A 19085-nucleotide genomic window follows, 5' to 3' on the forward strand; every position below is an offset into this window, starting at 1 on the left:
GCTGGAGATGAACACCGTATCGATGCCTCCCACGACCGATGTCCACCCTGTTGTTCAGGGTGCTCAGGACCTCATTCCCCTACTGCGAGAGCACCTCTCGCAAACAGCAGAGCAACGGCGATTGCCGGACAGCCTGCTGCGGGCCGCGGCAGACGCAGGCCTGTTCGGGTTGCTCGTACCCGCCAGCCTCGGCGGCGCCGCCGCAGGCCTGCGCGAATTCGTCGACGTCGCACGCCTGCTGGGCCAGGGCGATCCATCCGCGGCATGGACCATGTCATTCCTGATCGCGCACAACTGGCTGCTGGCGCGCTGGCCGGAACCGACTCAGCGCGAGGTATTCACGGGTGACGATCTCCCGCTGATGGCGTTCTCCGCAAACTCACCCAACCGAGTCAAGCAAGTACCCGGTGGATACGAGCTCACCGGACGATGGGGATTCTGCTCGGGAGTCATGAACGCCACGTGGGTTCAGCTCTTGGGCTTGGTGGACGGTGAGAACGGACCCGAGCTCGGGTTGTTCCTGGTACCGCGCGACAGCGTCGAGGTACCGGACACCTGGTTCATGACCGGAATGCAGGGCACCGGTAGCCATGATGTTGTAGCCACCGACCTGTTCGTCGACGAACTCTTCCACTGCGACTTCGCCCAGTTGGAATCGCCCAGCAACCCCGGCTCGGCACTGCACCCCGAACCGGTCTATTCCTATGACATGCGGGACATCCTCATGCCGATGATTCCGGCGATACTGCTGGGCGCCGCCCAGGGACTGGAGCAGATCTATCGGCAGCTCATCGAAACCCGCCGCGGCGCATTCAGTTTCCTGCCTTCTGCCGACACGCCCGTCGGGCAGCTCCGCTACGCGAAGGTCATCTCGCACCTGCGCACTGGACAAGCGCTGCTGGACCACGTTGTCCAGCAAACCGTTTCGGCAGCGTCACACGGGCCTCTCAGTGACGAGGCGCGGGTGGAGCTGAAGCTGGACTGCCTTTCCGTATCGCGGTCCGCGTACGCGGCGATGCAGGCCATCGTCCACGGTTCCGGTGTTGCGATCTTCCGCGCAGGCGATATCACTCAGCATTTCGCCCGTGACATCGAAGTGATGTACAACCACCGGACGGTGGACCAGGACGGCACCATGGTGCGTGTGGGCGAGGTCCTGCTGGGCCGCGCCACCGACCCCCACCCGACGCGAAACTTCACCTGATCTCGGAGGAACCATGGTCTCCGAGCAGGATTTTCGGGATCTCATGGCCGGCGTGTGCGGGCCGGTCACCGTCGTCACCGCGACTGCGGACACGACTCCGCAGGGCACGACGGTCAGTTCGTTCGCTTCATTGTCCTTGGACCCACCGATGATCACGGTCGCACTCGACCGAAGATCAACGCTGCTCACCACGATCCAAGGCAACGGCCGATTCGGGGTCAATATCCTCGGCTTCGAGCAAGAGTGGGTCGCCACTCGGTTCGCCCGTCGTGGCATCGATCGATTCCAAGGATTGGACTGGCGTTTCGACTCGTCGCTCCCCCGCCTCGAGGCAGCCAACGGGTGGCTGGCCTGCACTCTGGATCGCGCGGTCGACGGCGGCGACCATTTGCTGCTGCTCGGCGCAGTGACCGCGGCCGAGAGCCGAGTAGCCCCGCCGCTGGTCTACGGGTTCCGTACCTTCGGCACTCATTCCGCGTGCGCGGAATTCATTTCCTCGGCAGGCTGACCCACCCACCGCTGCCTTCCGTTCTCCGCTTCACCACTCTCCAGGTCACCATGTACCTGACCTCTCTACCCGCGATCCTGGCCACACGCACGGCGGCGGGTTGTTGCGAAGCCGCCTGCGCCATCGGCGCGCTCGCGCTGATCACCGACTACTGGGCCGGACCGCGACGCGCCCGCTATCTGGGCCTGCGATCGTCGAATTGCCATTCGTCCTCAACGACCTCGGCGTCGAGAACCCGGCCACGCTCGGCGCGGTCGCGGCGGTGCCTGCCCTGGCCTCCGCGATCGGAGCTATCGGCTTCGGCCGCTTGGCGCACCTCAGTGTCCGGGTCCTCGTCCCCGCTGAATTCGCCACCGCCGCAGTCGGATTGCTGATCGTCCCCATGGCACACGACCCGGTGGTCACGACTGCGGGAACCATCGTGCACGGTTTCGCCCCAGGGATGGTGTTGCCCACAATGCTCACCTGGTCGGTCAGCCGCCTGAGCTTCGATCAACGCGGCCGCGGCGCTGGACTCGGAAACGGCGTCATCAACATCGGGGGCTTCGCGACGCCGTTCGTCATGTCAGCTCTCGGCACGGGCGCCGGAGGTTTGCAGCATGCCCTAATGCTCCTCGCAGCCGTCTCCGGCGTCATCTCGATAGCCTGGGCCGTCGTGCTGCGGCGCGAAATCCGGCCACTGAACCACAGCGGCGAGTAGCTCGGACGAACCCGCGCGGAACGTCGGCGAAGTAGTTCCGCGCGATAGCCGTTCGCCGACTGCGAGCGCTCCGGTTCAGTCGTCCCAGTGTGCGAGCACCCGCTGCTGGATCTCGGGCGGATACGCCTGTGCGAACGAGCTGTGCTCGATGGGCCCGTTGGGCAGCAGGGCGTCACGCACGACGACCGAGCCGCGCCGGGTGGCGCGCTCCTCGGAGGTGTAGCAGGTGAGCATCGGATACACCACCCCCTGTGATTCATAGGCTCGGTGCAGCGGATGCATACGAGTTCCGATCGCCCACAGCAGGTCGGTGTCATTCGAGGGGTCGATGTCGTCGTCGAACAGGACGACTTGGGCGACGAAACGGCCTGAGCGAACGGTGTTCAGGACTTCGGCCACGCGCTGCGCCAGCTGACCGGAATCCGTGCCGGGCAATGTGGTTCGCCAGTCGCGCGGCACGATCGCAATCGCCCAGTGCGCGGCCATGCGCAGCGGCATCCAGACCGTGGTGATGGGCAGGCCCGCGCTCCGCAGCGCGCCGAGAATCTCCGCCGAGTAGCCGATCCCGGTCACGGTGTGGTCCTCGTCGACCGGGCGGCCCTCCGGCACGATGGGCCAGATCGGGTCGTCGCGATGGGTGATCGCGGTGATCGTGAAGCGGGGCTTGAGCTGTTCGGTGGCCGGTGAGCTCCAATTCGCGTACCCGGGGAACTCACCGAATGGTCCTTCCGGTTCGGTGCGCTCCGGGGCGACGAAGCCTTCGATCACCACTTCGGCGGTGGCCGGCACCTCGAGATCGACGGTCTCGCATTTCACGAGTCCGACCGGTTCGCCGGTGAGAGCGCCGACCCAGCCCGCCTCGTCGACGGGGGCGGCGAACGTCCCTGGTCCTCGCTCGGCGAGCGGAATGCCGGTGTCTCCGAGAGGGATTCCGCCCGAGAACGGGATCGCGGGGTCGCCGCCCTGGACGATGGCGAAGGGCATCGGCTGGCCCAGCGCGGCCCACTGCTCGTAGGCTAGACCGAGGTGCTGCGGGGCCGCGACCTGCCCGGTGAAGTGCTGGCCATCGATCATCATCATCCGGGAGATGCCCCAATTGGTCCAGCTGCCATCCGGGGTCCGGGTGATGACGATGCCCCAGGTATTCAGGTATTTCCCGCCGTCGTGCTGGTGTAGCTTCGGGATGGGGAACTTGTCGAGGGTGGCCTCGTCGCCCAGCAGGATGTTTTGTTTGCACGGCGCAGCACTGGGCTCCACCAGCTTCGGTGGTACCGGCTGCTTTTCGGCGGTGGCGAGCACGTGCTCGACCAGTTCGGCCGCGGTGGCTTCGGCGGGCAGTCCGAGCGCGAGTGCCAGGCGAGCGAACGGTTTGTCCGGCACCGACGACAGCGCCGCGGAGGCGCCGAGCAAACGGAATCCGGGAGCCACCCCTTCGATGGCCTCGAACAGTGGTGCCGGGGAATCGGTTTCGAGTGATCTGCGGGTTATCGCGGCGGCCTCGAGATCGGCGCTGACCATGCGGGTGACGTGCTTGACATCGCCGAGCTTGTCCAGTGCGTCCAAGAACGAGCGCAGGTCCGGAAAGCGCTTCATCTGAGGTCCCTTTCGTTCAGTTGTCGGTCGCGGCCATGCGGGCGAGGAGCCGCGCGGTGCGGTCCCATTTCTCGCTCGCTGCCACGGCTGCGGTGGCCAGATAGCCGGGTGATCGCAGCGGAATGTGCAGGGTGTCGCGCCTGATCGAGTCCGGCGCGAGGACGAACCCTCTGCGGTCGTCATCCTCGAAGCGCTTGCGGACCACCAACTTCGCGTAGAGCGCGGCTTCCTGGCCGACGACCATGAGGGTGGCCGTCCCGGCGCGCTCGACATTGCCGATGGGACCGTGGCTCGCTAGCACGGCGAAGACGTACTCACCGTCGGTGTCGAGCTCCGCTCGCGACAGCAGGCACACATGCGGGAACCCGTCGGCCCCGATCGTGAGAAACGGGAACATCGGGTTCCACGCACCGATGACGGGTAGTCCGGCGATGGCCTGCCGCACCTCCTCGGGGATGCTCATGTCCACCGCTGGAACAGGTTGTGCTCGATACCGAACTGGTCCAGCACCTTTCCCGTGGTCTGCGCCAGCAGGTCATCGATCGTGCGAGGTTTGTGGTAGAACGCCGGTACCGGTGGGAGCACGGTTGCACCGGCCAGGGTCGCCGTCTCCATATTGCGGAGGTGGATCAGGTTGAGCGGGGTCTCTCGGGTAACCAACACCAGCCGTCGGCGTTCCTTCAAGCAGACATCGGCGGCGCGCGCGACGAGGTCCGCGCTGACGCCCGACGCGATGGACGCGAGCGTTTTCATCGAGCACGGCATGATCACCATTCCGCACGTCGGAAACGAGCCCGAGGAGATCGAGGCTCCGAGGTTGGCGGCATCGTGGACGACATCCGCCAGTGCCTCGAATTCGCCTGCAGACATCCCCATTTCGAGCTTGATCGACAGCTCCGCTCCCCGTGTGAGGACCAGGTGCGTTTCGACATCGTCGATGGCGGCGAGGGTTTGCAGCAACTGGTAGGCCAATTGCGGTGCGCTGGAACCCGATACGCCCACGATCAAGCGCTTGGCATCCATGAGCCGCTCCTCGACACATCCGCGGACTGCATTGTCCGGTCCGATGATTCCGTTGGCGACGATAGCGCCGTCTGACCGTCCGGGCGTGGTCAAAACAACCAGAGTCGACGGGCGCGGAGGTTCACTTTGCACACGGTCCTGCTGCCGGACGATCTCGTATTGCCGCCGCGGATTCGTCGGCGGCCAAGGCTGATTCGGCTTGCAGGACGGCGTGTCCCAGACCCAGTGGGCATTCCTGCACGACAGTGTCGACGTCGAGCAGTTTGGGCGCGTTTCGCACCTTTTCCAGCAGGTCGAACTTACCGCGCCAGGCGAGCAGGTCCTCTAGATCACCACCCTCTTCGAAATGTGCTGCCACACTGGTCTTTCCAGGAGCGGTCACCAGGATCATCCGATCCGCCCCGGCCTGCGCCGCCTCTTCGGCGACCAGCTCGATCCCGGGCGTATCCACCACCGGCAGCAGCTCTTTCGGCACCGTCTTGGTCACCGGCAGGAGCCGAGTACCCAGGCCGGCTGCCGGGACCACCGCCGTGCGGAACTGCCGCGGGGTGTTCGACGACGTCATCTCCATGCCAATGTCCTTCCCAGTAGGCGCTCTCGGTGCGCACTGCGATCTACACCAGCGACGTTAGGAAGGCGACCTCTGGCGATCTTCCAATCTCTACGCGAACCACCGTCGAGCTTGGCAGGTTGCTGAGAGCCCCGGATCGCCCGTCGCGGCTCTCGTCCGATTCCGAGGCGATTCAAGGTTGGTCGACTAGGGATCACCCATCTCCGAGCGAGAGGAAGCGCATGCTACGAGCCCTGCCGCGTGCAGCGGTCGAACTGTATTTCGCCTCTGCCGCAAACAATCTCGTGGACGCGGCCCAGGCCCTGGAGGACCTCCGGCGCGGAGGCTACCTCGCCGGGCAGCGCGTCGAGACAACATCATGAAGGGCACGATCCAAGGCTCGACGCCGACACCGCAAAGCCCCTTCGGACAAGGCGCTTCGGGCCTCACACCCTGTCACTCGCCGGTCTGTGGCGCCGCACGCAGCACATAGCCGACGCCGCGCAGTGTGTGCAGCATCTTCGGCTCGACGTTGTCGACCTTGCGTCGCAGATACGACACATACGATTCCACGACGCTGGTGTCGCCGCCGAAGTCGTAGTGCCACACGTGATCCAGAATCTTCGCTTTGCTCAATACCTTGCCCCGGTTGAGCATGAAGTAGCGCAACAGCGTGAATTCGGTGGGCGACAGTGCGATCAGCGTTCCGCCCTTCCACACCTCGTGGCTGTCCTCATCCAAGACGAGGTCGCCGACCCGCAGCCGTGGCGGATCGGCCGGATCGATGGTACCGCTGCGGCGCAGCACCGCCCGCAGCCGCGCGATCACCTCTTCGAGGCGGAACGGCTTGGCCACATAGTCGTCGGCTCCCAGCGCCAGGCCCGCCAGCCGGTCGTTGACCTCATCGCGGGCGGAGAGGAACAGCACCGGGACGTCGTCTCCGTCCGCGCGCATTCGCCGCACCATACCGAAACCATCCATGCCGGGCATCATCACGTCAGCGATCAATGCGTCAGGACGGAAGCTGCGCACCTTGTCCAGACCATCGCTGCCGTTCACGGCGGTGGCTACCTCGAACCCCTGAAATCGCAGGCTTGTTGCCAGTAATTCGGCGATCATCGGTTCGTCGTCGACGACGAGAATTCGGGCTTCGGTAGTTTCGTTGCTCATGGTAATAAGCGTCGGACCGGTAGCGACGGGTCAACCTCGCCCCTGGCTGAGCGTTTACTGGGAAGTGGGTGCCGATCCGGCTCAGCTGCCGTGCTCGGCGCCGAGAAGGGCGAAGGTCAGCCCGCCCAGCATGGCGACGTTCTTCTGGAACTGAATCCGCTGTGTCTTGCGGGCCACCGGATCCTGCTCCTTCCAGAAGGCGTGCCCGGCCAGCGTCGTCGGCACCAGCGATGCCGCCAGCGTCACCGCAGACAGCCGCGGCAGCACCCCGAGCGCGAGCAGCGCCCCGCCGACCGCCTGCGCGGCGCCGTTGGCGCGCACGATGAGCTCGTCATCGGCGGGCAGCGGCACGACCTTGCGCACGGCGGCAAGTGTTCCGGCGGCGGTCTTCACCCGTGCGCCGGGTTCTCGGGCGGCCTCCCAACCCAGGACCGCGTACGTGGAACCGGTGAGGACGCGGGCGATCGGGCGTAGCAAACTCATGAACTCTCCTCGGTAGCGAAGCTTTGATCAGACGAGTGCGGGCACAGCGGTGCTCAACGTAGCGCCGGTCCGTGCGGTGAGTTCGTCGAGCGTCACGCCGGGCGCAAGTTCGACCACGGTCAGCCCGTCCGCGGTGACGTCGAGAACCGCCAGATCGGTGATGATGCGATGCACCACGCCGACACCGGTGAGCGGAAGTGTGCAGCGCGCCACGATTTTCGGGCTGCCGTCCTTGGCGTTGTGCTCGGTCAGCACGATCACCCTGCCTGCTCCGTGCACCAGATCCATCGCGCCGCCCATGCCCTTGATCATCTTGCCGGGGATGGACCAGTTCGCGAGGTCGCCGGTGGCCGAGACTTGAATCGCGCCCAGGATCGCCACGTCGAGATGGCCGCCGCGGATTATGCCGAAGGACAACGACGAATCGGTGTAGCTGCCACCCGCGCGCAGTGTGACCGTTTCCTTGCCCGCATTGATCAGATCCGGGTCCTCCTGCCCGGCAGCGGGATACGGTCCGACGCCGAGTATTCCGTTCTCACTGTGCAGGACGACGGTGATGTCGTCGGGCACGTAGTTCGGTACCAGTGTGGGCAGGCCGATGCCCAGATTCACGTACTGTCCGTCGGTCAGTTCGCGTGCGGCGCGCGCGGCCATTTCGTGGCGGGTCCAGGGCATGGGTGTTCCTCACTTCTCCAGCGATCAGGTTAGGGTGGCGCTCATGCCGCAGCGGGGCTTTGCACGGTGCGCTTTTCGATGCGCTTCTCCACCGTGGCCGCCACGGCGACGCGTTGCACGAACACGCCGGGCAGATGGACCTGCCCCGGTGGGATCTCTCCCGGCTCGACGAGCTGTTCCACCTCTGCGATGGTGACCTTGCCCGCCATGGCGCACAGCGCGTTGAAATTGCCTGCGGCGGCATTGAAGACGAGATTGCCGTGCCGGTCTCCGATGGCGGCGTGCACGAGTGCGAAGTCGGTGCGGATGGCCGTCTCGAGCACATAGGCGCGGCCGCCGAAGGATCGGATCTCCTTCGCCGGGCCGCGCACGGCCACCGAGCCGTCGGGCGCGTAGCGCAGCGGCATGGTGCCGTCGGCCACCGGCGTCCCCAGCCCGGCCGGGGTGTAGAAGGCGGGGATACCACAGCCGCCGGCGCGCAGTCGTTCGGCCAGGCTGCCTTGGGGAGTCAATTCCACTTCGAGTTCCCCGGACAGGTACTGCCGTGCGAATTCCTTGTTCTCACCGACGTAGGAGGCGGTCACGCGGCGGATCTGCCCTGCCGCCAGCAGCCGGCCCAATCCCCAGTGATCGACCCCGCAGTTGTTGGACACGACCTCGAGATCGGTGACCCCGGTCTGCTCGAGCGCTTCGATGAGCGCTTCGGGAATACCGCACAGCCCGAATCCTCCAACGGCAAGCGTTGCCCCGGAAGGGATATCGGCGATCGCGGCGACCGCATCGGTCACCGTCTTGTCCATCGTGGCTCCTTACTCCATATCGGCCTCCGCCGAATTCGGTTGATCTGGTGCGCAACTGATCAACAGCTGCGCTGTATGCGCGATGTGATCGCGCAGCAGTTCCTGCGCGCGGTCGGCGTCACGAGCGACCGCAGCCTCCAGCAGCGAGCGGTGCTCGCCGGGCACGTCACGGTCGGGCTCGTTGCCGAACGACACCGACCACTGCAGGTACAGTTCGGCCTCCTGACGCAGCGCCAGCGCGGTATCCAGTAGCCGCCGGTTACGGCATCCGGCCAGCAGCGCGTGGTGGAAAGCGCGATGTGCCGCCGACCACTCATCGGTCGGATGGTTCGGGTCTGCGGGATCGCGGTAGGTGGTCCGCTCCAGAAAGTGGTGCGCCGCAACGGCATCAGCTTCCCAGCGCACGTCACCTTCGAGCACGGACAGCTTCAGCACCAACGACTCGATCTCCACCCGCGCCCGCGTCAGGTCCGCGAGATCCTCGTGCGACAACGGCCGCACCAGATAGCCCTGATGAGCCTTCGCCGTCACCAGCCCCTCGGCCGCCAATTTGGTCAACGCCTCGCGGGTCGCCCCCACGCTGACCTTGTACCGCTCCGACAGATCCGGGAACTTCAGCCGCTCTCCCGGGACCAGACGTCCGCCGAGAATGTCGGCACGCATTGCCTGGTAGATGCCGTCGGTGCGGGTCGTACCACCGCTCTTCGCCATGCACTCACGGTAGCACTATACGAAACCATATTGCAGTATCGAAACTCGTGCACTACTTTCGAAAGTGATCCGAGGCACATTCTCACCAGATCAGATATCGCCTCCCCCGCCGGCCCGGTCCCGTACGTGAAGCCATCAGGGCAGGTTGCAAACGAACTTCACTGCTAGGAGACAACGATGTCCGACGACCCTGTTCATGATGTCGCCGTGATCGGCTACGGTCCGGTCGGCCAGACCTTGGCCGCGTTGCTCGGCCGAGCCGGGCACACCGTCGTGGTGGTTGACCGCTGGCCCAGCCTCTACGGGCGGGCCCGCGCCGGACACATCGACCACGAGATAATGCGCATATTCCAGTCCCTCGGCATCGCGGAGCGACTGGAGCAGGACATGTTCCGCGCGACGAAGTACGTCTTCCGCAACGCCGCGAGCGAGACCCTGATGACCTTCGACTGGGACCGGGATGGCATCTCCGGGTGGCCGTCGGACTACATCATGTACCAACCCCACATCGAGGACGCCCTCGACTCCGCGGTACGTCAGCTGCCCAGCGTGGAGGTTCACCAGGGCTGGGAGGCAACCGGTCTTCACCGCCACACAGATCATGTCGAAGTGGCACTTCGTCCGGTCCACCCCGAGGAGAGCAGCCAGACGCACGCAGGTCCGGGCGCGCGCACAATCCGTGCCCGCTATCTCATCGGCGCGGACGGCGCCAACAGCATCGTGCGGGAGTGGATCGGTTCCACCCAAACCGATTTCGGGTTCCGCGAGACCTGGCTGGTGTGCGACCTGGAACCCCGGCAATCGCTCGACTTCGGCTTCGACAATGGGCAGATCTGCGACCCGGCCCGTCCACACTGCCTGTTCCAGCTGGGAAAACGCCACCGGCGCTTCGAATTCGCGATGCTTCCGGGCGAGGACCCGGAGCAGTTGGAAAGCGCCGAAGCCGCCTGGGAGCTGATGGCCCCCTACGGGGTCACCGAGCACAATGCCGATCTCGTGCGACGCGCGGTTTACACCTTCCAGTCCAAACTCGCCGATCGATGGCGCGACGGCCGGATCTTCCTCGCCGGGGACTCCGCCCATGTCATGCCGCCGTTCATGGGGCAGGGCATGTGCTCGGGAGTCCGCGATGCCAAAGCGCTGTCGTGGCGGCTCGATCTGGCGCTGCGCGGGACGGGCAGTGATGCCCTGCTCGACTCCTATCAGACCGAACGCGCTCCCCATGTGGCCACGCTGATCCGGATGTCGATCGAGGCCGGTCGAGTGTCGTGCACCTTCGACCCCGAGACCGCGGCCGCCCGAGACGCCGCGTTCCGGAGCGGAGACGTCCCGCCGCCTCCGCCGTTCCCGTCCCTGGAAAGCGGGCTACTCGGCAACGACGACGGCACACGACTCACCGGAACCCTTGCACCGCAGGGGCGAATCGCCGCGGCCGACCGTTCCGGCCGGTTCGACGATGTGCTGGGTTCGGGCTGGGTATTGCTACTCGCGCCGGGCGCACAGCTCGAACTCGACGCCCACCGCACCGCGGTCCTGGAACGCCTTGGCGGGCGCATCGTCACGCTCGCCGCGTCCGGCACCGTTGGCGACGTGGTCGATGTCGATAGCTACTACGCCAGGTACTTCGCTGAGCATGGCGCAGAGGCCATTCTGTACCGCCCCGACTTCTACATCTTCGGCGCCGTCGCGGATGTACAGACTGTTCCGGTGTTGCTGGGCGAGCTCGAAGCGCAGCTCGGTGCCGCCGTTTCGGTTCAGGTGGTGCCGTGAGCGGCGAGGGCGAACCTCGCTGGAGGGCCGAGGCGGAGGCCAACAAACGGGCCATGCCACTGCAGCGGTTACTGGGCAATGGCATGGAATACGCCGATGTCATGGCACTGTATGCCGCCGTCGATGCCGGACGGCCGTGGGCCGATGCCGCAGTGCAACTCGGCAATATCAATGCCGAACGGGCCGAGAAGGCTTGGGCACATGGACATCTGGTGACCGCACGGGACTGGCATCTGCGCGCTTCCGCATGCTATCGCGTAGGCCAGGTGCCCCTCCCGGACGAGGACCCTCGAAAGATCGAGCTCTATCATCTGCTCATCGATCAATACGGGCGCGCCGGACAACTGACCGACCCGCCTGTCGAACACATCGAAATCACCTATGGCGCAGCCGCATTGTGTGGATGGCTCCTGCGCCCGGCCACCATTGCAAACCCACCCGTGGTCATTGTCATAGGAGGTTTCGACGGCTGGCGCGAGGAATACCATGTCGGCGCGCAATACCTGATCGAACGGGGCGTGGCGGTATTCCTCGCCGACGGCCCCGGCCAGGGCGAGACCCGCCTGTTGCAGGGTTTGCACATGAACACCACTGTGGCCCAGTCATTTTCCGCGATGGTTGACCATCTGGTGGCTGATCACCGGTTGCGTCCGGTCGTGGGCATATGGGGAAACAGCATGGGCGGCTATCTCGCCGCCCACGTGGCTGCGCTCGACGACCGCATTGCCGCGTGCTGCGTCAACGGCGGCACCGCCCGGCCCGCCGAAATCCTGGACCGCTACCCGCGGTTCATCTCCAAGGTGACCGCGCTGCTCGGCATCGCCGATCCCGGCTCCGCACGCGACGCTCTCGAGCAATTCGCGCTGACCCCCGAGTCACTGAACCGGCTCACTTGTCCCCTGCTGGTGTTGCACGGCACGCCGGATCGGGTATTCCTGGTCGAGAATGCCCGCGCCCTGTTCGACGAAGCCGCGGCCGCCGACAAGCAGTTCCACGAGTGGGCCGACGGAGATCATTGCCTCTACAACCACTCCCACGAAAAGCATGTCCTGATCGCCGACTGGTTCGCCAACCGGCTATTCGACTCGAATCCGCTGCCCAGGCCGTAAACCGGTGGCCTCCACATGTGGCACGCACCGCCTCAGCCGAGGCGGGCCGCGATCTCCCGTTCGCCGGACAACAGGTCTGCGGTCAGCTCCGAGATCCGGTCGGCGGGAAGGCGATACGCAGGACCGGAGATGGTCAGCGCACCACGCGCGACGCCACGGCTGTCGCGGATCGCCACACTGACGGCGTTGAGATCGGGCTCGGATTCCGCCAGGTTCAGAGCGATCCCCCGCTGCCGGATCTCGTTCAGTTCGGCTTCGAGGGCACGCCGGGACTTGAGTGCGCGCTCGGTGCCGCCGGTGAGCTTGGCCTTGGGGTATCGCTGATGAAACTCGGCCGGGTCCAGGGCGGCGAGAAGCACCTTGCCCGCAGAGGTGGCGTGGGCCGGAATCCGCTGTCCCACACGCAGACCCGCACGGATGATGTGGCTGCCCTCCACCCCGTCCAGGAACAACGTGCTGGCGCCCTCCAGGGCGCACAGGTGGACGGTTTCGCCTGTCCGCTCGGCCAGACGCTCGAGGGTCGGTCGCGCTTCGGCCTTTAGATCCGCGGCCCCGATCACGGCGATGCCCAGCTCCACCAGGGCGGGTCCCGGTCCGAACTCCTTGGACGCGGCATCCTGTCGCAGCATGTCGCGGGCCTGCAGCGTGGTCAGCATGCGATGCGCCGTCGAGCGGGCCACCCCGAGTTCGTCGGCGACCCGCGCCGCACGCAGCGATCGCTGATGCCTGAGCATCAGCAGGATCCGCACGGCATTGTCCACCGATTCGATCGGATAGTTCGCGGGTGTCGCCACGACGCTTCCTCACTCCTGGAAATCAAGGTTCCGCTAGCCAGAACAGCCTACCTGCCTAATGCCCGATTTCTGATCTGCAGAGCAGAAATAAGACCGCCCTCCAGCACATTCGCCATCCCAAACCCTTGACCCTCAGTCACTGGTTCGTCTACTCTGCGAAACGTGATCTGAACAACAGAATAGATCGAAAACCGATCAGATCACACTCGCGTCGCCGCGAGTATGAATCACCAACCGGTACTGCCGGTTTCGCTCATTCTCGGCACCACAACGACCGCACAGGCCGTCGGGCCTCTAGGACCCGCCGAACCATTCAACGGCAGGCCGGACCCTCGAGGGTGCCGAGTGAAACAAGAGATGGAGATGAGGCCAAAGATGACCTCGACACGCAGATCCGCCCAATGGGTTGCAGCCGCCGCTATCGCCACCGCCGCCACCGCCGCGGCAAGCGCTACGGCGCATGCGGATTCGACGGTGACGACCGCACCCGACACCGACTCCCTGTCCGCCCAGATCATGCCCGGCGTGCAGTACACCAGCAACCTGGCCGATGGCTCCGTCGTCATCGCCACCCCGCTCGGGACGCTGACCACCCGCGGCGCACAGTTCCAGGTCCAGGATGCCGCCGGGGCAACGCTCGCGGGCGCCCCGGTCGACATCGCACCGCGCGCCGTATACAGCACCGAACCGGTGGGCCCGGCGACACCGACCGTCGAGTCGGCGACCCCGGTCGCGGACCAGCCCCAGATGGACCCCTCGGACCGGTTCAACCAGGCCCTCGGCGTCGCCGGCGGACAGTTCTCGCTCGCCGCCGGTGTCGGTTCCATGATCGGCGGTGTCACTGGACTGGTCGTCGGCTGCGCCGCCGGCGCGGTCACCGGAGGATCCCTCTTCACCCTGGTGAGCCTCGCCACCCTGACCGTCCCCGCAGCCCTCACCGGCTGCGCGGCGGGCGGAGCCATGTCCGCTGCCATCGGCGTGGTCGTCGGCGGAGCCTTGGTCGGCATCCCCGTCGGCATCGCGGCCCTGGCCCAAATGCAGCAGAAGCTCAACACGCCGCCGCCCACGGCACCCACGGCGTAATCCAACGACAACGGACCCCCAGTCCTGCGTGTCGCGGTCGAGCTCACCATGACTGTGCACGGCACCCAGAAAGCTGTTCGGCTGGGCGGTGGCATCGGGCTCGATGCCACCGCCCAGTTCTTCAGCGGAAGCGGCTACAGGACCCGGGCGCCCAGCCTTCGACCGTTTCCTGCCCTGCCTACGATCGCACCGACTCGGCCATGGCCTCGCCGCCATCGCCCTCGCCGTGATCACAGCTCGAATCGTTCTCCTGCTCCGTTCCGAATAGCGCCCGCGGCCGGACGGCGCGACCACGTTGTCGGAGAGAGCTTCGCCAACCCTGGATCGACGTCGTCTCGCCGCACTTGTCTCCCAGGGACCGCCACGCACCAATAGTCATGGAGACGGGAATAGAACCCGTGGCCTCCCATACGCAAGGGGGTGTTCTACCAGCTGAACTACTCCATGTCCGCCTCAGGAACGCGTGCTATATCTGAACCACTCTCTGCAGCAAGCTATTTGGACCTCCGTCGCGCACGCCGTTGCGACCGCCGCTACACGAGAGCCAGGGGCGACCTCAGGGCAGGCGAACCGCCGCCCAAGCCCACGTCGTCGCAAGGGATCACTGAACACGTATCAGAAGCCTTCGGTCCGGCGATCTAGCAGCCATGCAAGGGATTACTTCGGCGAGGATCGTTCGGGGGACGAGTTTCGGAAGCTACTGGATCGAAGTGTGCACCACCGGGCAAGACCTCCTGGGGCTGGACACTGTGATCGCTGAACGTGGACGCACCGGACCGAAATCGCTGCGCCTCGACGACGTCATCGTCTCGCTGGCTGGTAACCAAATCGAGGTAACGGTCGGCACAACTCGCGTGGGCCTGTTGAGCGCGGCAGACAGTGCCAGATATGCGCCAGTGCTGGCACGGGTCGGCTGCGCTGTCGAGTCGAGCGGAATCGTCCTGATCGACGCCGAAGGACACCCCGGCGGACACGTCAAGTTGTACCTGCCCGATGACGCGGACATGCTGGTACCAGCCAACGTCATCGACCCGACCGTGCCGCTATTTTTCGCCCTCGACCGGGCAGGGGGCGTCACACTGGCCGAGCGTAGACATGACCACAGATTGATCGCTGAAGCAACAGCCCCGTGGTAGCCGGGCAGAGCGTGTTCGGCGTGGGTGGTCCTGACCCGGTCGGGCATCGACCTCACCGTCTCCGTCGACGGTTTCCCCCTTCCGGCGTTGGCCGTCGATCGTTCCGAGGTGCTGCGATCCTCTTGGGACGCAACATTTCCCGGTCGATCTCGCCTACAGTTGGAGGCGATGGTTTACGAGATCAAAGCGGGACGTCAGATCTGCATCCGATACCAGTTGATCACGTAAGCGCGACCAACATCGGAGCGGGTAGCTGTTCGGTGGGCACGTCAAGCAGGCCGTGGATGTAGTTGCAGAAGGCGTCGACCGCCCCATAGCGGGCGAGGATTTCGCTGATCAACGCCGACATGCTCGATTCCGGATCCCAGTCGTGGATCCGCTACCCCAGTTCTGGTCGCTATCATGACCCGACGGTGCTGCCCGGCATTCTGCATGATCTCTCAACCAGCAGCTACTTTCGCGATATCTGTGACCGATCGTCGCCCTGGCGGCTCGTCGGTGGCGGCTCTCCCAGCCCGGGGCCGCCGTCGTGCGGAAAGTAGTTCGACGGCCCGGCGGATCAGCCTGCAGACAACGTCGTGATCCGCCGGGCTCGCCGTCTGCTCGAGTCGGCGGACAAATTCTCTGAGTCAGACTGTGCCTTCGCGCAGCGGGATTGGCGGTACGCCGGCGACGATGCGGTTCACCAGCACACCCAGACCTTCGATGGAGGCGGTCACGACATCGCCTTCCCGGAGGAAGGGGTATTCCTCGGGGCTGTGGGTTCTGGAGAGCTCGTTGATGCAGCCCGTGCCGCAGGTGCCGCTGCCGATGATGTCGCCGGGGCGGACCTCGGTGCCGCGGGAGGCGTAGGCGATCATTTCGGCGAAGGACCAGTACACGTCCGACCACACGGCCTCGGTGTACTTCTTGCCGTTGACCTCACACCGCATCGCGAGGCGATAGCCGGTTCCCTCTTTGCATTCCGCCAGTTCGTCGGGCGTCACCACCCACGGCCCGAGGCTGGTGGCGGTGTCCTTGCCCTTGACCGGCCCCATGGACAGCTGCATTTCCCGCTTCTGCAGGTCGCGGGCGCTCCAGTCGTTGAGGATGCAGAATCCGGCGATCAGGTTCTCCGCATCCGCCGGGGTGAGGTCGCTGCCGTGGCCGCCGACGATCGCGCCGACCTCGAGTTCGAAGTCGAACTGCTCGCTGCCGGGCGGGATCGGGATGTCACCGGTTCCGGTGGTCGCGTAGGGATTCGAGAAGTAGAAGACGGGGATGCGGTACCACTCGGGGTCCATGTCCAGCCCGCGCCAGGCCCGTCCCGCCCGGACGTGCTGTTCGAACGCGTAGAAGTCGCGCAGCGTCGGCGGTGTGGCGATGGGCGAGAGGTATTGCGCCTCTGCCGATTTGACGATCTCGCCGGTGACGCCCTTGGCGCGGGCGGCTTCGGCCAAGGACAGGTTCGGATCGTTGAGCAGCGGAAGCAGATCGTCGATGCCGTCCAGGAGATGGATGCCGTCGGATTCGACGATGCCGACACGGACGGCTCCCGTGGCGGTGCGGATGCGTGCAAGTTTCACTTGGATTCTCCTGTGGATAGCGCGTTTTCATTCTGTTCTTTGGTCCAGGCGACATAGGACGCCTCAGTGAAGCCGGTGTCGCCGAACCGGGCCACCGAGGCCCGGATCCGATCGAGGAGTTCGTCAGTGTCGGTGTCGAGATCGATGTGTTCGATAAACGGCTGGCGTGCTTGCAACCCGGTCTGCCAGTAGACCTCGCAGCGGTTGCCTTCCGGGTCGTAGAAGTAGACGCCGACGGCGTTGCCGTGGGAGACCACCATGTCCAGCCGCACGTCGCGCTCACGGAAACGGCGGAAGAATCCGATCACGCTCTCGAGCGAGTCACACCGAAACGAGACCTGTTGGATCAGCTGAACATCGGACCCGGCGGTCCGGCCGGAGGCGAGCAGCACCTCGTGATGCTCGGTGTCCGGACGAGCGGACAGGAACCAGATGCCGAGGTCTTCGTCATGGTCGGTCACCGTGAGCCCGAGGGTTTCGGTGTAGAACTCGAGCTGGCGGGCCACATCGTGACAGCGGATGCCCACATGTCCGAGTTCGGCGATAGTCGGCGTGAAATCTGTACTCATTGTTGACCTTTCACAGAGAGTTGATCACTGCGGGAGCCGCTGCCGAGCAGTCGATGAAGCACGGAACCTATCGACCCGGCTTGGTCGGCCCCGAAGACGGCCGCCACGTACCGATCGGGACGCAGCAGCACGAACTGCCCGCTCGCAGCTCCTAGCAGCGCTTCGAGTCCCCCGTCCGCGTCCCCAACCGCGACGCGCGACCCGCCGGAACGCGGTCGGCGGTCCCCGAGCACAATGTCCACACACCGCACCGGCAGCGGGGTGAGCGCGGAAACCGCGTTGCCCCAGTCACGCTCGGCCACGTCGACCCCAAGCAAGCTGAAGTCCTCACCGAGCACACGGTCCAGGCGTCGCGCCGTTCCATCCGGCCGCAGCACCCACGGCTGATCGAGCTGGGTGCCCACCAGCGCGCCGCCCGGCGACTCGCTGGGCACCACGATGCCGGTGTCATATCGCGGTTTGGGCAGATACCGGCCCTGCACCAGGTACTCCCGGGCCCAGGGAATCCGCAACGCCGCAGCGACGAGGGCGTCGCGCACGCGCGCCGCGCGCTTGCTGGTGGTCATGACGATCCGGCCCTGCAGCACCGACACCTTCACGGTGACCTCGGCGTGCGGTTTGCGTTCGAGCTCATAGGAATTCAGCACCGAATCGGCGGCGTAGCCTCGGGCGATCAAGCCGAGTTTCCAGCACACGTTGGCAGCGTCGCGGATGCCGGAGTTCAGGCCCTGCCCGGCGAACGGGGGCATCATGTGCGCGGCATCGCCGAGCAGCAGCACCCGCCAGTCGCGCCACCGATCGGCGACCAGACCGCTGAACCGGTAGTTCACCGATCGTTCCACCTGCTCAGGGGTGATACGCCGGTGTGGTGCGAGCAGACGCTCGACCAGCTCGAAAGGGGGCTGCTCGCGGGCGGCGCCTTCTCCCGGCCGCAGCAGGAATTCGTACCGGCAGCGGCCGTCTCCCCCGGGCACGATCACATACGGGCGATCCGGATCGCCGAAGTGCAGACTGCAGCGGGCGTCGTGGTGGTCGCCGACGGTGTCCACGACCAGCCAGACATCGTCGAAGCTGTTACCGCTCATCGATATTCCCGCCAGCTTGCGGACGGTGCTGCGCCCGCCGTCGCAGCCGAGCAGGTAGTCCGTGCGCAGCGTTTCCTCGATCCCGCCTACGCCCCGCACGGTCACATCGACGCCCAGCGCGTCCTGGGTGAAGGCGACCACTTCGGTGGACATCCGGATCTGCACGCCGTCTCGGCGTTCCAAGTGCCCGAACAGCAGGCGTTCCAGCTCCGGCTGGGAGAACTGGCTTTTGACCGCGTATCCGTACGGGTATGGGGAGGCGCCGCGCGCTTGGAAGAGGCGACGGCCCCCGCGCCCGTGGAATCGCACGCCCGTCCCCGGCGCCATCACCGCGTCGAGACGGGCGCCGAAACCCAGCCGATGCAGGACGCGCAACGATTCGGCGTCCATGCTGATGGCTTTGGCCTCATCGCTCGTCGACGGGTTGCGCTCCACGAGGACGACGTCGACCCCGAGGGCGGCGAGCAGGTTCGCGGCCGTCAAGCCGACCGGCCCACCGCCGGCGATCACCACGCGGAGCGGTGACTGCGCCTGTACTGGTGAAGGATTCATGTTCC

General features: G+C 65.7%; 20 protein-coding genes, 1 tRNA gene and 1 pseudogene. 7 read left to right on the top strand and 15 right to left on the bottom strand.

What is annotated here, in order from left to right:
* Positions 1–7: 7 nt before the first annotated feature.
* From ACQP2D_RS24570 to ACQP2D_RS24580, 3 genes are all read left to right on the top strand, one after another.
* The gene (locus ACQP2D_RS24570; protein ID WP_433678260.1) at positions 8–1204 is read left to right on the top strand and encodes an acyl-CoA dehydrogenase family protein; all 1197 of its coding nucleotides are present in this window, start codon (positions 8–10) and stop codon (positions 1202–1204) included.
* A gap of 13 nt (positions 1205–1217) precedes the next feature.
* Positions 1218–1712, top strand: a complete 495-nt coding sequence (locus ACQP2D_RS24575; RefSeq protein WP_433678261.1) for a flavin reductase family protein — start codon at positions 1218–1220, stop codon at positions 1710–1712.
* 199 nt (positions 1713–1911) lie between these two features.
* Complete coding sequence (locus tag ACQP2D_RS24580; protein ID WP_433678262.1) at positions 1912–2412, top strand: MFS transporter; 501 nt, start codon at positions 1912–1914, stop codon at positions 2410–2412.
* 75 nt (positions 2413–2487) lie between these two features.
* On the opposite strand, the gene ACQP2D_RS24585 is transcribed toward ACQP2D_RS24580, so the two are convergent.
* From ACQP2D_RS24585 to ACQP2D_RS24625, 9 genes and pseudogenes are all read right to left on the bottom strand, one after another.
* Complete coding sequence (locus ACQP2D_RS24585) at positions 2488–4005, bottom strand: UbiD family decarboxylase (protein WP_433678263.1); 1518 nt, start codon at positions 4003–4005, stop codon at positions 2488–2490.
* 16 nt (positions 4006–4021) lie between these two features.
* Complete coding sequence (locus ACQP2D_RS24590; RefSeq protein ID WP_433678264.1) at positions 4022–4468, bottom strand: hypothetical protein; 447 nt, start codon at positions 4466–4468, stop codon at positions 4022–4024.
* Positions 4465–5028, bottom strand: coding sequence for a UbiX family flavin prenyltransferase (locus ACQP2D_RS24595; protein WP_433678265.1), 564 nt, complete (start codon positions 5026–5028; stop codon positions 4465–4467). The genes ACQP2D_RS24590 and ACQP2D_RS24595 overlap by 4 nt, the downstream gene beginning before the upstream one ends.
* A gap of 157 nt (positions 5029–5185) precedes the next feature.
* A pseudogene (locus tag ACQP2D_RS24600) lies at positions 5186–5599 on the bottom strand (sugar phosphate nucleotidyltransferase); the annotation flags it as partial.
* A gap of 435 nt (positions 5600–6034) precedes the next feature.
* Positions 6035–6748, bottom strand: a complete 714-nt coding sequence (locus tag ACQP2D_RS24605; protein WP_433678266.1) for a response regulator transcription factor — start codon at positions 6746–6748, stop codon at positions 6035–6037.
* 81 nt (positions 6749–6829) lie between these two features.
* The gene (locus ACQP2D_RS24610; RefSeq protein WP_433678267.1) at positions 6830–7231 is read right to left on the bottom strand and encodes a DoxX family protein; all 402 of its coding nucleotides are present in this window, start codon (positions 7229–7231) and stop codon (positions 6830–6832) included.
* 27 nt (positions 7232–7258) lie between these two features.
* Entirely contained in the window at positions 7259–7906 is a 648-nt protein-coding gene (locus tag ACQP2D_RS24615) for a CoA transferase subunit B (RefSeq protein WP_433678268.1), read from the bottom strand.
* Positions 7907–7947: 41 nt separating this feature from the next.
* A complete protein-coding gene (locus ACQP2D_RS24620) occupies positions 7948–8706 on the bottom strand; it encodes a CoA transferase subunit A (protein WP_433678269.1) in 759 nt (252 codons plus the stop codon).
* A 9-nt stretch (positions 8707–8715) separates the two neighbouring features.
* Positions 8716–9417, bottom strand: coding sequence for a GntR family transcriptional regulator (locus ACQP2D_RS24625; RefSeq protein ID WP_433678270.1), 702 nt, complete (start codon positions 9415–9417; stop codon positions 8716–8718).
* A 177-nt stretch (positions 9418–9594) separates the two neighbouring features.
* On the opposite strand from ACQP2D_RS24625, the gene ACQP2D_RS24630 reads away from it, so the two are divergent.
* A complete protein-coding gene (locus ACQP2D_RS24630; protein WP_433678271.1) occupies positions 9595–11187 on the top strand; it encodes a bifunctional 3-(3-hydroxy-phenyl)propionate/3-hydroxycinnamic acid hydroxylase in 1593 nt (530 codons plus the stop codon).
* A gap of 53 nt (positions 11188–11240) precedes the next feature.
* On the top strand, positions 11241–12296 hold the full coding sequence (locus ACQP2D_RS24635) for an alpha/beta hydrolase family protein (protein WP_433678272.1): 1056 nt from the start codon (positions 11241–11243) through the stop codon (positions 12294–12296).
* Between the two features lie 32 nt (positions 12297–12328).
* Here ACQP2D_RS24635 and ACQP2D_RS24640 read toward each other — a convergent pair whose 3' ends face one another.
* Positions 12329–13090, bottom strand: coding sequence for an IclR family transcriptional regulator (locus tag ACQP2D_RS24640; RefSeq protein WP_433678273.1), 762 nt, complete (start codon positions 13088–13090; stop codon positions 12329–12331).
* 375 nt (positions 13091–13465) lie between these two features.
* On the opposite strand from ACQP2D_RS24640, the gene ACQP2D_RS24645 reads away from it, so the two are divergent.
* The gene (locus ACQP2D_RS24645; protein WP_433678274.1) at positions 13466–14173 is read left to right on the top strand and encodes a hypothetical protein; all 708 of its coding nucleotides are present in this window, start codon (positions 13466–13468) and stop codon (positions 14171–14173) included.
* A 375-nt stretch (positions 14174–14548) separates the two neighbouring features.
* On the opposite strand, the gene ACQP2D_RS24650 is transcribed toward ACQP2D_RS24645, so the two are convergent.
* Positions 14549–14620, bottom strand: a tRNA-Ala gene (locus ACQP2D_RS24650).
* 302 nt (positions 14621–14922) lie between these two features.
* On the opposite strand from ACQP2D_RS24650, the gene ACQP2D_RS24655 reads away from it, so the two are divergent.
* Complete coding sequence (locus ACQP2D_RS24655; RefSeq protein ID WP_433678275.1) at positions 14923–15309, top strand: hypothetical protein; 387 nt, start codon at positions 14923–14925, stop codon at positions 15307–15309.
* Positions 15310–15529: 220 nt separating this feature from the next.
* On the opposite strand, the gene ACQP2D_RS24660 is transcribed toward ACQP2D_RS24655, so the two are convergent.
* From ACQP2D_RS24660 to ACQP2D_RS24675, 4 genes are all read right to left on the bottom strand, one after another.
* Positions 15530–15658 (bottom strand): hypothetical protein, encoded by a 129-nt coding sequence (locus ACQP2D_RS24660; RefSeq protein ID WP_433678276.1) that lies wholly within the window; start codon positions 15656–15658, stop codon positions 15530–15532.
* A 280-nt stretch (positions 15659–15938) separates the two neighbouring features.
* Entirely contained in the window at positions 15939–16874 is a 936-nt protein-coding gene (locus ACQP2D_RS24665; protein ID WP_433678277.1) for a fumarylacetoacetate hydrolase family protein, read from the bottom strand.
* Positions 16871–17443 carry a VOC family protein gene (locus ACQP2D_RS24670; protein WP_433678278.1) on the bottom strand — a complete coding sequence of 191 codons (573 nt, stop codon included), beginning with the start codon at positions 17441–17443 and terminating at the stop codon, positions 16871–16873. Before ACQP2D_RS24670 ends, ACQP2D_RS24665 begins: the two co-directional genes overlap by 4 nt.
* Complete coding sequence (locus tag ACQP2D_RS24675; protein ID WP_433678279.1) at positions 17440–19080, bottom strand: bifunctional 3-(3-hydroxy-phenyl)propionate/3-hydroxycinnamic acid hydroxylase; 1641 nt, start codon at positions 19078–19080, stop codon at positions 17440–17442. Before ACQP2D_RS24675 ends, ACQP2D_RS24670 begins: the two co-directional genes overlap by 4 nt.
* Between the last annotated feature and the right edge of the window lie 5 nt (positions 19081–19085).

Source organism: Nocardia sp. CA-119907, assembly GCF_050955995.1.
In the GTDB taxonomy this organism is placed as follows: domain Bacteria; phylum Actinomycetota; class Actinomycetes; order Mycobacteriales; family Mycobacteriaceae; genus Nocardia.